The sequence below is a fragment of the Rhizobium sp. Leaf453 genome (assembly GCF_001425605.1).
Lineage (GTDB): Bacteria > Pseudomonadota > Alphaproteobacteria > Rhizobiales > Rhizobiaceae > Pararhizobium.
In genome coordinates this window covers 148,065-162,067 of sequence record NZ_LMRG01000008.1, presented here as the reverse complement: position 1 = coordinate 162,067, position 14,003 = coordinate 148,065, and the positions used below count along the sequence as shown (strand labels likewise).

Here is a 14,003-nt window from a genome sequence, read left to right as displayed (position 1 = left end):
GTCGGCTCGCCGCTCGATCTCTACCACCGGCCCGACAATATCTTCGTCGCCGGCTTCATCGGCTCGCCGCGCATGAACTTCGCCACCGGCGCCTTTGCCCAGCCCTACAATGCCCACACGATCGGCATTCGCCCCGAACACCTGAAACTGTCGACCACATCAGGCACCTGGAAGGGTGTCGTCGGCGTTGCCGAACATCTCGGCTCCGACACCTTCCTCCACATCCATGTCGACGGCATCGGCCTCGTCACCACCCGGACCGGCGGCGACTTCGCCGTCAACCACGGCGACACCGTCTTCCTCACCCCAGACGAAGGCAGAGTCCACAGGTTCGATCAGGCAGGTAAGGCAATCAGATGATGAGGCTCGCCCCCGGCACGGGCTTTTTCATCCGGTGATATAGGCGGCGAGTTCATCCGGCGTTCCCTGCGGGAAAGCCTCCTTGAGATAATCGAGGAAGGCCGAGACCCGGGCGCTCAGCAGGCGGCGAGACGGGTAAAGCGCCCATAGGCTGATCTCGGAGCCGGCGATGTCACCCCACGCGACCAGAGAACCATTGGCGAGGTCATGGCTGACCAGGGATACAGGCAGGCATCCCGCACCGACACCGGCGCGCACCGCATCGCGCACGGCGACCAGCGATGACAGGGCGAGAACAGGCTCGACGCGGATCGCGGACATGCCATCAGCCGCCGTCACCCGCCACGTTGGCGCACTGCTTGCGCCACGCACGACGCCGGGCGCAACCCTTCCTCCGTCAGGGCGAGCCAGGTCCGGGCTTGCCACGACGACCAAGCGATCGCGCAGAAAGGCGCGTCCGATCAGGGCTTCGTCCGGATCGGGATTGACGCGGATCACCAGGTCATAACCCTCCTCAATCATGTCGACGGCGCGGTCCTCGGTCGTAACCTCCAACCTGACCTCCGGATAGCGCAAAGCGAACCCGGCGGCGATCCGCCCCATGGCTGTCTGGGAAAAGAGCAGCGGCGCGCTGATGCGAAGCCGCCCCTTCGGTTTGTGGCCGCCCGAAGCGATGGCTGCGGCCGTCTCGTCGAGTTCGGACAGGAGCATTGCCGTCCGTTCGAACAGGGCGCGCCCCTCCTGCGTCAGCCGGATGGTCCGCGTTCCGCGTTCGAACAGGCGCAGGTCGAGACTGGCTTCAAGGTCCGCCACGCGGCGTGACAGGGTCGCCTTCGGACGGCCGGATACCCGCGCGGCTTTGCCGAAACCGCCATGCCGGGCAACGAGGTTGAAATCCGCAAGGGCGAGAAGATCCATGGGCGTTCCATCCACGAGACGATCTGTCCAAATTCATCGTCTATCGATGCAGGAGTGAACCACACATATTCGGGGTGTCAAGCAACCCAACCCGGAGAAAACACCATGACAATCCTCGTTACAGGCGCCACCGGTCGCGTCGGCCGCCATGTCGTCGATCAACTCGTCAAGCGCGATGCCGCCGTGCGCGTCCTTGTCCGCGATCCCTCAAAGACTGGGTTTCCGGCTGGTGTGGAGATCGTACAAGGCGAACTGCTGGATATCGATGTGCTGCGCAGAGCATTTGCCGGCGTCAAGACGCTTTTCCTGCTCAACGCAGTGGCCGGCGACGAATTCACCCAAGCGCTGATCACCCTGAACATCGCACGGGAACAGGGCGTCGATCGCGTCGTCTATCTGTCGGTGATCCACAGCGACCGCTTCGTCAACGTCCCGCATTTCGCGGTGAAGCTCGGCGCCGAACGGATGATCGAACAGATGGGCTTCAGTGCCACGATCCTGCGCCCGGCCTATTTCATCGACAACGAATTAATGATCAAGGACGTCATCCTCAACCACGATGTCTACCCCATGCCGATCGGCGGCAGGGGCATAGCGATGGTCGATGCCCGCGATATTGCCGAAGTCGCAGCCATCGAGCTGATCCGCCGGGACGGGGCGCCCGGCAAGCTGCCGATCGACATCATCAACCTCGTCGGTCCCGATACGCTGACCGGTTCGGATGTCGCGACGATCTGGTCCGATATTCTGGGACGTCCGGTTGCCTACGGCGGCGATGACCCGACCGGTTTCGAACAGAACCTCGCAACCGTCATGCCAAAATGGATGGCCTATGAGATGCGGCTGATGGCCGAACGTTTTGTCAGCGACGGCATGCTTCCGGAACCCGGAGACGTCGAACGCCTGACAGCGCTGCTGGGACGTTCGCTGCGCACCTACAGCAGCTTCGCAGCCGCAATTGCCGCCTCTGCCTGATGGCAGGGGCACCACTCCATCCGAATGAAGGGACCAAGACAATGATCTATTCAACAGCGACAGTTCCGGTCAATCCGGCCGGCGAAACCCCGCTCACTCGCGCACAGGCATGGGCGGGCCTGGAACTGAAGGCGCGGGACGCCCGCCAGTTTCTTCCGCCGGGTCTTTGCACGCGCTGCGATGTCGTCGAGGAAAGCCCGACGCATTTCGTGAGGGAAGCCACGATTGCCGGCGCGGGTCTGCGGGAGATCATCACCCTCGAACCCGAAAGAAAGGTCAGCTTCTTCCAGGCCAGCGGTCCACGGGAGGGCGCCATCATCAACGAACTGTTCGAGGATGAGGCCGGCGCGCTTCAGCTTCGCTTCTACTGCTATATCGGTCTTCGCGGAAAGCAGCCGGGCGGACCGGAAGAGCAGGCCGAACAGGCACAATTCGACGGCGAAAATGGGTATCGGGCAGCCCTGCTGTCGACACTCAAGCGCACCCGCGAACTGGTGGCACACGGAAAGCTCTGACTGCGGACGGTCGGTCAGTCCTGAGGAAGTGCTTGTCCATGAGAATCGGCGGCGGCAACCCGCACAACGGTCTTGCCATCGCCGAGTTCGACTGATGTTTCCTGCGGCAAGGGCTGATCGGAGATCACCGTGTCGAATTCGCAGAGATCGGCGAAGACGTGCAGGGCGGTATGGCCGAAGCGGCGGCTGTTGACGAGAAGACAACTCTGCCGGGACGAGGCAATCATCGCCCGCTTGGTGCGAACCACGGCCTCGTCCATATGATAGGCGAGCCGGCCGGAGACGGCCGGTGTCGAAACGAAGGCAATGTCGGCGCGCAGCCGCGACAGGGCTTCCTCTGTCACCATACCGACGAAAGCATTGAATTTCGGGGAATAGACCCCGCCGAGACCGATCAGCGTGACGCCGTTTTCGCCCTTGTTGCGCTCCATGATCGCGGCATTGTTGGTGATGATGGTGATCGGTCTTTTCCGGGCCAGGATATTTCCGAGCACCGCCGCCATCGAGCCGTCATTGATCATCACGGTCATGCCGGGCTCGACCAGTTCGGCGGCGGCTTCGGCGATCGAACGCTTGACGTCGCCTTCCTGCAGTTCACGGAAGCGGAAGTCGCTCTCGAACTGGGTGCCAGCGTCGATCGTCGCGCCACCCCGCACTTTTCGAAGCACGCCGGCCTGTTCGAGATCGTCGAGATCGCGATGGATCGTCATCTTCGACACTGCGAAACGCTGGGCGAGATCATCCAGATCGACCGCGCGGCTCTCGACCAGGAGATTGATGATGGCTTGTCTGCGTTCGTCCCGCTTCACCGCGATTCTCCGGGCCGATGATCGGCCGTGGGGAAGCTATAGCGTCAATTGCGGGAAATTATAACGTATCCGCTGTGATTTTGTGATTTCGGTCAGGAATCGTGTTGCAGCAGTTCACGTGCGGTCCGTTCGTCAGTGATCAGCCCGTGGAGCTTGTGGCTGTGAAGAACGGCGCGGATCGCCTCGGTCTTCATCGGTCCGCCGGCAATCGCGACGATCCGATCTGGCCCTTTGTCCGAGAAGGACGCTGCGAGTGTTCTGGCCGTAACAGATGTTTGCAGGATACGGCCCTTGCGGTCGAAGAAATGACCGAGCAGTTCGCCGACGCCACCAAGTGCCGCGATTTCTTCCAGTTCGCCGGGCTCCAGCATGCCCGACTGAACGAGATGTGCCTGGCTGTCGACGGTACCGATACCGACGAGCTTCAGGTCCGCACGCGTCGCAAGCTCGAAGATCTCGCTGACGCCGCGCTGCGACAGAAGCACCTCGCGGTCTTCCTCGGTATTGGCGAAGAACGGCACCGGCATCACATAGGCTTGGGTGCCGGTCTTCTCGGCCAGCCGGTGGATGACGTCATAGGGGTTGGCGGCATAGTTGCGTGTTAGTCCGCCGAGCAGCGAAACGAAACGGGTGCCGCTGGCATTGATGCGCGGCAATTGCCGGACGGCGGCCGCAAGTGTGCGGCCATGGCCGATCCCGACGACGCGGACATCGTCACGCTCGACCTCGCGGCGCAGGAAATCGGCGCCGGCATGGCCGAGCGTCGTCAGCGCCAGCCCGTCATCATCGACATCGGGCGCCACCTCGCAATAGTGCAGGCCATAGCGGGTGGCGAGCTCGACTTCGAATTTGGCGCAGTCGGCGATCTCGCCGTCGATCGTCACCTTCACCACACCATCGGCGACTGCCCGGGAAATCAGCCGGTGTGCCTTCACCGAAGGAATGCCGAGCCGTTTTGCCACGGCCGACTGGGTAAATCCGCCGATATAGTGCAGCCAGGCCGCCCGGATGGCGAGGGATTCTTCATTGTCGCTCATCGACGCCATCCTGTTGGGTTATCGGAATGCAATCGATAGCCGTCATCGCGGCATTTGTACAAGCCTTGGATTGCTGCGGGGCGTGCCGATGTCGGACTTCAGCCGATCAACCGATCTTGAGATCGGCCGCACCGGTATCGATATGCGGCGCCCAGAAGGCAACACTTTCGGCGATTTGCGGAATGACCTGCCGGTCGTTCGGCTCGCGTTCCTTGAAGGACAATTCCAGGCAAATCTCGTTATCAACAGCGCCGCCCTCGGCAAAGGCGTTGAGCAGCGGCTCGGGATGGATGCGGCCCTTGGCGTTGAACTCCGCGGTAAACGGGCGATGTCCGCCCTTGTCCATCAGGCTTTGCTTGATGTGGATGATTGGCGAGACCTTCGGCACGGCGCGCGCCCAGGCATAGGGCTCGAAATCATCGGGATTGCTGGAGGTCACGTCGCCATGATCGATATCGGCCATCATCCACATCGGCACGGCCATGTTCGCCGCGGTGAGGCGATCTTGGAGCTTGATGCATTCCCCAATGGTCTCGCCGAATTCGCGGCCGATGCTCATCGGCTCCCAGAAGACATAGTTGAGGCCGGCCTGCTTTGCATGCTCGGCCACTTCCGCCCAGCAGTCGATGGCAATCTTGATCAGTTCCTCACGTCGAGCCGGATCGTCGTAATCCTTGTAGGTGAAGATCGCGAACTGGGTGCCGACGGAGGTGCCGCCGAGATCGCTGATAATGTCGGCAAAGGTCTTGAACCAGTCGATATAATAACGCCGGACATCGGCGTCAGGATGGCCGAAATGGTTGAGGCGACCATAGGGGCCGGTCATGCCCGAGGTGACGCGCACGCCGGTCCGCTGCAGGGCGGCATCCATCTGGCGGGTCAGGCGGCGAATGGTCGGCGCGTTCCAGCTTGGATTGATGAATTCATGGGTCAGCTGCAGGTCGCGCAGCCTCAGATCGCGGGCGACGGTTTCGATCAGGTCATCCGGATCGGCGAAGCGGTTGACCAGCGGATTGGTGTTGAGCGAGAGCGTGAGCGGCATGGGATCCTCAGGCGGCTGCAAGGCGGGCGGTGTTGAACCAATCGGCAAAGGCCGCGCGTTCGGCTTCCGTCAGGTGAATATAGTGCTTGGTGCGGCGATAGAGAATATCCTCGGCTCTTTGTGCCCATTCCCCGGTGATGAGGTAACGTGCTTCCGCCTCGTAGAACTGGCCACCGAAATGCAGGCCCAGGCCTTCGAGGCTCGTGGCATTGCCGATGACGGTCTTCGTGCGGGTGCCATAGAGGCGGCCATAATGCTGCACCAGCTTGCGCGGCATCCACGGATAGGCGTCGCGTAGGCTGTTGGCGAAGGTTTCGTAGTCGGCATTCGGCATGTCGCCGCCCGGCAGCGGGGCCTTTTCCGTCCAGTCGCCGCCCATGTTCGGGAAGATGTGCTTGAGCCGATGCATGCCGCGCTCGGCAAGCTCGCGGAAGGTGGTGATCTTGCCGCCGAACACATTGAGCAGCGGCGCGCCGCCGGTCTCGTCGAGATCGAAGACATAGTCGCGCGTGACGGCGGAGGGGTTGCCCTTGCCGTCGTCGAACAGTGGCCGCACGCCGGAGAAGGAATGCAGCACGTCCTCGCGGCGCAGTTTTTCCTTGAAGTAGCGGTTCACCGCCTTCAGCAGGTAATCGATTTCCGTCTCATCGGCCGACACGTCCTCGGCGCGGCCCTCATAGCCGATATCCGTGGTGCCGATCAGCGCCTTGTCTCCCTCATAGGGGTTGATGAAGACGACGCGCTTGTCGTGGTTTTGGACGAGATAGGCATTCGAGCCCGCCCAGAATTTGGGCACGATGATGTGGCTGCCCTTGACGAGGCGCACGTTGCGCGAGGAATTCGCGCCGGCGACGCGGTTGATGACGTCGGAAACCCAAGGCCCGGCGCAGTTGACGAGACATTTTGGACGGAAATTGCGGGTCTCTCCGGTCGCGGTGTTCTTCGTCGTCACCAACCAACCGCCGTTTTCCCGCCGTGCCGAGATGGCGGGAGACCGGGTTAGGACCACCGCGCCTTTCTCGGCAGCGCCGATGGCGTTCAGCGTTACAAGGCGCGCGTCATCCACCCAGCAATCGGAATATTCGAAGCCACGAGTGTACTGGTCGAGGATCGGCGTGCCCTCGGGGTCGCGTTTCAGGTCCAGCGTGCGCGTGCCGGGCAGCTTCTTGCGACCGCCGAGATGATCGTAGAGGAAAAGGCCGAGGCGGACGAGCCAGGCGGGACGATCTTGCGGGCTGTGCGGCAGAACGAAACGCATCGGCCAGATGATATGGGGAGCGGCGTTGAGCAGTACTTCGCGCTCGATCAGCGCTTCACGCACCAGGCGAAACTCGTAATATTCGAGGTAGCGCAGGCCGCCGTGCACGAGCTTGCCGGAGCGCGAGGACGTACCCTCGGCCAGATCGTCCTTTTCACACAGCACGACCTTCAGGCCACGACCGGCCGCGTCGCGGGCAATGCCGGCGCCGTTTATGCCGCCGCCGATGACGAAGAGGTCACAGGTCTCGGATTCGCTCATGTCTTGCTCCTTCCATGCGCCGTCGATCACCATCTTAGACAGTGGCGGCGCGCTATCGCGTGAATTCAACGGGCCGCGAGAATGTCCCAGGCAGGCGTAATGCCGGCAAGGACATCGCGGTAAGCGGCGTAGAGGCGTGTCATGCGTTCGGTATTGTTGGCCTGCGGCTGTTCGGCCGGGCCGAGATGGGGAGTGACCCAATCTTCGATGCAATCATCCATGTTGCGATAGGCGCCGATCGCCACAGCCGCCATCATTGATGCACCGGCGGCGCCCGCTTCCTCGCGCATGCTCACACGAACCGATGCGCCGACAGCGGCTCCCAGGGTTTCGCGCAGAGCGGCGGAGCGGGCAGCCCCGCCACTGACGCGCAGTTCCGTCGGCAATGCGCCCATCGCGGAGTAACAATCGCGTGCGGCCATGCCGAGGCCTTCGACAACCGCACGAACGAGATCGGGATAGCGGTGGCGACTCGACAGGCCGGTGAAATTTGCCCGCGCCCGCGCGTTCACGAAGGGGCCGCGTTCGCCGGCTTCGGAGATATAGGGGTGGTAGAGAACATTGCCCGGTCTGCTGTTGGCAAACCAGCCGTCTACCCGGCCGATCATTTCGTTCAGCCCGACGGTTTCTCCGAATTCACCGAGCAAATCGGCGCCGAGCTGCAGCAACCAGTCGAGGTTGATCGTCGCGCCCATATTGGTCTGGACCTGAGTGACGATGCCGGGGAAGGGCAGGGTGATGACATAGCCGGTGCGCTCGGCATTGAGGATGACATCGGATACCGGTTTGGCCTGCATATGAACACCGGTGGAACCGATCGTCGAACAGGCGGCGTTGCGGCCTTCGCTTCGGACTCCGGCGCCAAGCGCCGTCATGATCATGTCGACATAACCGAGGCACACCGGTGTGCCCGCCCTGAGGCCACAGGCCTGCGCGGCTTCCGAAGTCAGGGGATGAGTGGTCTCGGTACCTTCGACGACATCCGGCAGCAGCGAGCGGCGATGCGAAAGACCGAGTGCTGCGAGAACCTCGTCGTCATAGCGCCGGGTGCGGAAATTGCCGAAGGTGAAGCTCACCTCCGACGGATCTGTCGCGCGCACGCCGGTGAGGTTTAGATAGAGCCAATCCTTGCAATGCATGGCGGTTTCGGCGCGATCGAGCAGGTCCGGGAAATGACGGTCCATATGGGCAAGCTGCGCGCCCTGCTGACAGGTGTTGAGGCCGGTGCCGGTGGCTTCGAAACGCGCCCGATCGGATTGCGAGCCGGACAGTTGCTCCACGGTGGGCGCCGCGCGGGCGTCGAGCCAGAGCCAGGCATCGGAGGTCGCCTGATTGCCGCTGCCAACAAGCCAGGTGCCGTCGCCTTGGGCTGTCACGGCGATCGCAGCAGTGCGGTCAGCCAGATGCTCGATCTTGTCGGAAAGGCCACGCAACGCGCGGGTACAGTCGAGCCAGGTCTGCGGCAGCGACTGAGTCACCGCGCCGTCGTCGCCCGTGTGATAGCTATTGCGTACCGAGGCGCTGGCGATTTGCCGGCCGGAAAGGGTAAACGCCACGGCTTTCATCACTGAAGTGCCTGCATCGATGCCGATGATCAGGTCAGCGCGCTCAGCCATGCCGAGACCTCGCGGCTGTCTCTACCGTTTCGATCAGATCGAAACCACCCATGCACTCCTCCCGAAACCTCTCCAGAGCCTGGTCTTTGTTCACGAGGCGCATGATGCCTTCGAATGAACTTAACACAATCCTCTCATGTCCTCAGGATAAACATATCATAAAGATACCATATGTCTCGCAAAATTTTACTGATACAGAATTTTTTTTCAGGTAATATCGATCTTGAAAATGAGTGCCTGGCTGTCGCGTTCATCGCCGCACGCTTGACGGCTGCATATCAACGAATGGCCGGACGTGGCTGAGTCGAGGCACGTAAAGGCGGATAAAAATTTCCATTTATTCTTTTAATTTCAGATATTTGTTGATTGTCATGTGGTGTCAACTTCGCGCGTCTCTGCGGGCGCCCCAGGGTTTTTCTGACCATCTTGCGCGTGTCAAGCAGGTGTGAAGTCATCGCCTTTGATTGTTTAGTTGCCATCATCCAAGTCATCGGAGTGAGAAAATAGTCAGCAAGATGCAGTTGACACTCTGTGATAATCTAACATATATAATGCGACATATAACACATAAATATCGCAACTGCGATGCGTGTGTTGCACTGCAGCGCTCGAGGATGAGGAGATCCTTCCGGCGCCGCTCCTGGGGAGGATGTCATGAAGCTTTTCGGATCAAGGGCTGCGCCACATCGTGTTGGCGCCTTTTCGCCTGTGCCTCATCTCCTGAAGCGGAGCGGATCTTTGTCCGCATCCCAACCTTGCCAGGCATGCGCCAGGCCCCTCCCAAAAAATCTGACCGCCACAGCCAGGGTCGCCTGATATGACTATGAACGCGAAATCGAAATCTCAGCCTGTGTGGAAATCCCGTTGGGCGGGCATTGCCGCCGTGGTCGTGTTGCTCGGCGCAATGGCGCTGGACACCAAAGTGGTGGGCATCGGCTCGGAGCATGATGTCCAGGAGCAGAAGTTCTCACCGGTCGCATTCGGTGCCGAACAGTTCCCGATCATCAAGCAGGATGTCGAGAAACGCGCCGTCGATGGCGTCGAGCTCTCCAAGGCGATCGCTGCCGACAAGAAAGCCGCTGGCGAAAAATACGGCGTCGCGACCTCGACTGGTCCGGTCATTCCAGTGTCCTTCACCGGCGTCGTCGGCGAGCGCAAGTCCAACTATAACATCGTCGCGGTCGAAGGACTGCCGCCGGAATTGACCGTCCGTGTCCAGACCGGACCGGCGCTCAACGGCACCGACCTGCGCGACGCCACCGGCAAGATCGAGTTTGGCCAGTTCACCAACCAGATCGAATACCAGGATGCCGGCTCGGCCATCAACAACGAGGTCAAAAAGGCCGTGCTCGGCGGCATCGACCCGAATGCGCTGAGCGGCAAGACAATCTCCGTCACCGGTGTCTTCAAGCTGGTCAATCCGAAGAGCTGGATCGTCATTCCCGTGAGGCTCGACGTCAAATGAGCGAATTCGGCACTGGTCATAAGGGCGAAGTCGTCCTTGCCGCCCGCAACGTGGCGAAATCGTATGGCAACGTCCATGCCCTGAAGGGCGTGAACTTCGATATTCATCGTGGTCAGGTGACGACGCTGTTCGGCGAGAACGGTGCTGGCAAGTCGACCCTGATGAAAATCCTGTCCGGTGTAATCCAGCCGACATCGGGCGAAATCATTCTTGATGGGCAGCCGATCTCTTTCGCGTCATCCTCCCAAGCACGCGACCACGGCATCTCCATCATCCATCAGGAGCTCAGTCTCGCGCCGAACATGAATGTCCGCGACAATATCTTCATGGGTCGCGAAATCATGACGGCGACAGGCGTCGACTTTGCCGAGGAAGAACGGCAGACGCGCCTGCTGATGCAAGATCTCGAGGAAGACATCGATCCGCTGACCCCGGTCGAGGAGCTTCGTCTCGGCCAACAGCAGATCGTCGAAATTGCTCGCGCCCTGTCGGTCAATTCGCGCATCCTGATCATGGACGAGCCGACCTCGGCGCTGTCGGCTTCGGAAGTCGAAGTCCTGTTCAAGGTTATCCGCGACCTCAACAGCCGTGGCGTCTCGATCGTCTATATCTCGCATCACCTGGAAGAAGCCCTGCAGATCACCAATCATGCGGTGGTCCTGCGCGACGGCGCAATGACCGCCTATGCCGAGCGCAAGGAAATCGACCTTGAATGGATCGTCCGTCACATGGTGGGCGACAATTTCGATCTCGGCTCGCCGCCGACCGGTTACGACAAGGGCGCTGTGGCCCTTTCGATCGAAGGTATCACCGTGCCGGATGCGGCCGGCGCGGGATACTTGGTCGTCGATGGACTGTCGCTCTCGGTGCGGGAAGGCGAAATCGTCTGCATCTATGGACTGATGGGTGCCGGGCGCACCGAGCTTCTGGAATCTGTCGCTGGCCGGCTACGCTCGACCGCCGGCAGAGTGATGCTGAAGGGCAGGGACGTGACCGGCCAGTCGATCGCCCAATGCATTCGCGATGGCTTGGTCCTGGTGCCGGAAGACCGGCAGCGTGACGGCCTCGTCCAAACCATGACGGTCGGCAGGAACCTGTCCCTGGCGAGCCTCGGAGCTTTCACTCGTGGGCTGTTCACATCGTTTTCCCGCGAGGCCGGTCTCGTCACTGAATCCATTCGCAAGGTCCACATCAAGACCGATGGCGGTGGTGCGGCGATCGGTTCATTGTCCGGCGGCAATCAGCAAAAGGTCGTGATCGGCAAGATGCTGGCGACGGAACCTGACGTGATCCTGCTCGACGAACCGAGCCGCGGCATCGACATCGGCGCCAAGGCAGAGGTGTTCAAGCTTCTTGCCGAGCGTGCCAAACAGGGTCTCGCGGTGATCTACACCACGTCGGAAGTCGGCGAATGTCTCAGCATTGCCCATCGCATCATCGTCATGCGGCGCGGTCGCATTTCGGCGGAATTCGGTCCCGACGTGACCAAAGAACAGATTATGGCCGCCTCTGGCGAGGCTGTGGTTGCCCACTAGGAGCACGAACATGTCAGTCACAACTACCATTGACAACAAGTCCGCTGCCAGTGCGGGCAAGCGCAAGAAAAGCATTATCGAACTTCTGTTCGAAGGGCGCGCCTTCTTCGCATTGATCGCGATCATCGTCGTCTTCTCGCTGATGTCGCCCAACTATTTCACCGTCAGCAACTTTCTGATCATGGCCTCGCATGTCGCCATCTACGGGCTGCTGGCGATCGGCATGCTGCTGGTCATTCTCAATGGCGGCATCGACCTTTCTGTCGGTTCGATCCTGGCGCTGGCCGGGTGCGTGGCCGGCTTCATGATGAAGGGCGTGACGCTCAATTACTTCGGCGTGATCGTCTATCCCCCGGTCTGGGCAGTCGCGGTCCTGACCTGCGTGTTGGGTGGCGTTGTCGGCGCGGTCAACGGCGTTCTGATCGCCTATCTTCGTGTCCCGGCCTTCGTCGCGACGCTCGGCGTGCTCTATGTCGCCCGCGGCATCGCCCTTTTGATGACCAACGGTCTGACCTACAACAATCTCGGCGGCCGCCCGGAACTCGGCAATACCGGTTTCGACTGGCTGGGTTTCAACCGTCTGGCCGGCGTGCCGATCGGTGTCCTGGTCCTGCTCGCCTTCGCCGTCGTCTCCCATATCCTGCTGTCGCGCACCGCCTTTGGTCGCTGGCTTTATTCGTCCGGTGGCAATGAGCGTGCCGCTGAGCTTTCGGGGGTTCCGGTCAAGCGCGTCAAGATTACGGTCTATGTGCTCTCCGGCATCTGTGCTGCCGTCGCCGGGCTGGTGCTCTCCTCGCAGCTGACCTCAGCAGGCCCGACCGCCGGCACCACCTATGAACTGACGGCAATTGCAGCCGTCGTCATCGGCGGCGCGGCTCTGACGGGCGGCCGGGGTACGGTGATCGGCACCATGCTGGGCGCCTTCGTCATCGGCTTCCTTTCGGATGGCCTCGTCATCATCGGCGTGTCTGCCTACTGGCAGACGGTTTTCACCGGCGCCGTCATCGTTACCGCGGTTCTTCTGAACAGCGTCAAATACGGTCGCCGCTGAGAACAGCGACGACTGACCACCCACTGACCGTTGCCGGGAGAGGCGGACCACCCGAGTGGCCCGACAACGGAAAGTATTGCCGAAAATCGGCGTAACCGGACTCAACAAAGGGAGTGAGACCATGTTTAAAAAAGGTATGCGTGTACTCTTTGCAGCAACTGCGGTCATGCCGCTGCTGTTCAGCTCTGCCTGGGCCGATGGCCTGATCACCGTCATCGTCAACGATCCGTCAAACCCCTACTGGTTCACGGAAGGCGAAGTCGCCAAGAAGACAGCCGAAGGCCTTGGCTACACCGCCAATGTCGGCGCACACAAGGGTGATACCAACACCGAAAGCAACCTGATCGACACCGCGATCACCAACAAGTCGGTCGCGATCATCCTTGACCCGGCCAATGCTGACGGTTCGGTCGGCGCGGTGAAGAAGGCCGTTGCCGCCGGGATCCCGGTCATCCTGGTCAATGCTGAAATCAACCAGGAAGGCCTTGCCAAAGCGCAGCTCGTTTCGAACAACGCCCAGGGCGCTGCCATCGGTGCGCAGCAGTGGGTCGAAGCTGTCGGCGACAAGGGCAAGTATGTCGAACTCTTCGGCGCTCCCTCCGACAACAATGCCGCGACGCGTTCGAACGGCTACGAAACCGTGCTGACGCAGTATCCGGACTTGGAAAAGTCCGCCAAGGAAGTGGCTGACTGGGATCGTACCAAGGGTCACGACAAGATGCAATCGATGCTGCAGGCAAATCCTGACATCATCGGCGTCATCAGCGGCAACGATGAAATGGCTCTCGGCGCCATCGCTGCCCTGAAGGAAGCCGGCAAGCTCGAGCAGGTCAAGGTCGGCGGCTTCGACGGTTCGCCGGACGCTGTCGCCGCCATCAAGGCCGGCGAACTGCAGTACACCGTCCTCCAGCCGGTTGCCGTGTTCTCCGAAGCTGCCGTCAAGCAGGCTGACAACGTGATCAAGAACGGCTCCACCGGTGTCGCCACCGAAAAGCAGCTGTTCGATTGCCTGCTGATCACCAAGGACAATGTCGACAAGTACACTGCTCCGTTTGTCCTGAGCGAATAAGGGTGGTATCGGGAGGCGCTCGCAAGGGCGCTTCCCTTTCCGATTCCGGCCTCGCGCCTATCGCGGGGAATTTCTGACCGCGCTTGGCATTT

Annotated in this window: 13 protein-coding genes; 7 read left to right on the top strand and 6 right to left on the bottom strand. The window is 61.1% G+C overall.

What is annotated here, in order from left to right; translation table 11 throughout:
• Positions 1-360: TOBE domain-containing protein (locus ASG68_RS11810; RefSeq protein ID WP_156384865.1), on the top strand; the 360-nt coding region annotated here is incomplete at its 5' end.
• Positions 361-387: 27 nt separating this feature from the next.
• On the opposite strand, the gene ASG68_RS11805 is transcribed toward ASG68_RS11810, so the two are convergent.
• The gene (locus tag ASG68_RS11805) at positions 388-1,278 is read right to left on the bottom strand and encodes a LysR family transcriptional regulator (RefSeq protein WP_062578312.1); all 891 of its coding nucleotides are present in this window, start codon (positions 1,276-1,278) and stop codon (positions 388-390) included.
• Between the two features lie 105 nt (positions 1,279-1,383).
• Here ASG68_RS11805 and ASG68_RS11800 point away from each other — a divergent pair, with 105 nt between their 5' ends.
• Both ASG68_RS11800 and ASG68_RS11795 read left to right on the top strand, forming a co-directional pair.
• Positions 1,384-2,253, top strand: coding sequence for an SDR family oxidoreductase (locus tag ASG68_RS11800; protein ID WP_062578310.1), 870 nt, complete (start codon positions 1,384-1,386; stop codon positions 2,251-2,253).
• A 41-nt stretch (positions 2,254-2,294) separates the two neighbouring features.
• Positions 2,295-2,768, top strand: a complete 474-nt coding sequence (locus ASG68_RS11795) for an AtaL-like protein (protein WP_062578308.1) — start codon at positions 2,295-2,297, stop codon at positions 2,766-2,768.
• Between the two features lie 14 nt (positions 2,769-2,782).
• On the opposite strand, the gene ASG68_RS11790 is transcribed toward ASG68_RS11795, so the two are convergent.
• The 5 genes from ASG68_RS11790 to ASG68_RS11770 form a co-directional block, all read right to left on the bottom strand.
• Positions 2,783-3,577: a DeoR/GlpR family DNA-binding transcription regulator gene (locus ASG68_RS11790; protein WP_062578306.1), complete on the bottom strand. Its 795-nt coding sequence runs from the start codon at positions 3,575-3,577 to the stop codon at positions 2,783-2,785.
• A 92-nt stretch (positions 3,578-3,669) separates the two neighbouring features.
• Entirely contained in the window at positions 3,670-4,614 is a 945-nt protein-coding gene (locus ASG68_RS11785) for a sugar-binding transcriptional regulator (protein WP_062578344.1), read from the bottom strand.
• Between the two features lie 106 nt (positions 4,615-4,720).
• Positions 4,721-5,656, bottom strand: a complete 936-nt coding sequence (locus tag ASG68_RS11780; protein WP_062578304.1) for a TIM barrel protein — start codon at positions 5,654-5,656, stop codon at positions 4,721-4,723.
• A 7-nt stretch (positions 5,657-5,663) separates the two neighbouring features.
• Positions 5,664-7,175, bottom strand: coding sequence for a glycerol-3-phosphate dehydrogenase (locus ASG68_RS11775; RefSeq protein ID WP_062578341.1), 1,512 nt, complete (start codon positions 7,173-7,175; stop codon positions 5,664-5,666).
• 65 nt (positions 7,176-7,240) lie between these two features.
• Entirely contained in the window at positions 7,241-8,791 is a 1,551-nt protein-coding gene (locus tag ASG68_RS11770; RefSeq protein WP_062578302.1) for an FGGY-family carbohydrate kinase, read from the bottom strand.
• Between the two features lie 823 nt (positions 8,792-9,614).
• On the opposite strand from ASG68_RS11770, the gene ASG68_RS11765 reads away from it, so the two are divergent.
• From ASG68_RS11765 to ASG68_RS11750, 4 genes are all read left to right on the top strand, one after another.
• On the top strand, positions 9,615-10,256 hold the full coding sequence (locus ASG68_RS11765; RefSeq protein WP_413814009.1) for a DUF2291 family protein: 642 nt from the start codon (positions 9,615-9,617) through the stop codon (positions 10,254-10,256).
• Positions 10,253-11,791, top strand: a complete 1,539-nt coding sequence (locus tag ASG68_RS11760; RefSeq protein WP_062578298.1) for a sugar ABC transporter ATP-binding protein — start codon at positions 10,253-10,255, stop codon at positions 11,789-11,791. Before ASG68_RS11765 ends, ASG68_RS11760 begins: the two co-directional genes overlap by 4 nt.
• 10 nt (positions 11,792-11,801) lie before the next feature.
• A complete protein-coding gene (locus ASG68_RS11755) occupies positions 11,802-12,842 on the top strand; it encodes an ABC transporter permease (protein WP_062578296.1) in 1,041 nt (346 codons plus the stop codon).
• 121 nt (positions 12,843-12,963) lie between these two features.
• Positions 12,964-13,911 carry a D-ribose ABC transporter substrate-binding protein gene (locus ASG68_RS11750; RefSeq protein WP_062578292.1) on the top strand — a complete coding sequence of 316 codons (948 nt, stop codon included), beginning with the start codon at positions 12,964-12,966 and terminating at the stop codon, positions 13,909-13,911.
• The last annotated feature ends 92 nt before the right edge of the window (positions 13,912-14,003 follow it).

Excerpts from the sequence above, each read along its gene's own strand:
- ASG68_RS11765 (WP_413814009.1), top strand. The coding sequence starts at position 9,615 with ATGAACGCGAAATCGAAATCTCAGCCTGTGTGGAAATCCCGTTGGGCG.
- ASG68_RS11780 (WP_062578304.1), bottom strand. The coding sequence starts at position 5,656 with ATGCCGCTCACGCTCTCGCTCAACACCAATCCGCTGGTCAACCGCTTC.
- ASG68_RS11770 (WP_062578302.1), bottom strand. The coding sequence starts at position 8,791 with ATGGCTGAGCGCGCTGACCTGATCATCGGCATCGATGCAGGCACTTCA.
- ASG68_RS11760 (WP_062578298.1), top strand. The coding sequence starts at position 10,253 with ATGAGCGAATTCGGCACTGGTCATAAGGGCGAAGTCGTCCTTGCCGCC.
- ASG68_RS11750 (WP_062578292.1), top strand. The coding sequence starts at position 12,964 with ATGTTTAAAAAAGGTATGCGTGTACTCTTTGCAGCAACTGCGGTCATG.
- ASG68_RS11805 (WP_062578312.1), bottom strand. The coding sequence starts at position 1,278 with ATGGATCTTCTCGCCCTTGCGGATTTCAACCTCGTTGCCCGGCATGGC.
- ASG68_RS11785 (WP_062578344.1), bottom strand. The coding sequence starts at position 4,614 with ATGAGCGACAATGAAGAATCCCTCGCCATCCGGGCGGCCTGGCTGCAC.
- ASG68_RS11775 (WP_062578341.1), bottom strand. The coding sequence starts at position 7,175 with ATGAGCGAATCCGAGACCTGTGACCTCTTCGTCATCGGCGGCGGCATA.
- ASG68_RS11800 (WP_062578310.1), top strand. The coding sequence starts at position 1,384 with ATGACAATCCTCGTTACAGGCGCCACCGGTCGCGTCGGCCGCCATGTC.
- ASG68_RS11755 (WP_062578296.1), top strand. The coding sequence starts at position 11,802 with ATGTCAGTCACAACTACCATTGACAACAAGTCCGCTGCCAGTGCGGGC.
- ASG68_RS11795 (WP_062578308.1), top strand. The coding sequence starts at position 2,295 with ATGATCTATTCAACAGCGACAGTTCCGGTCAATCCGGCCGGCGAAACC.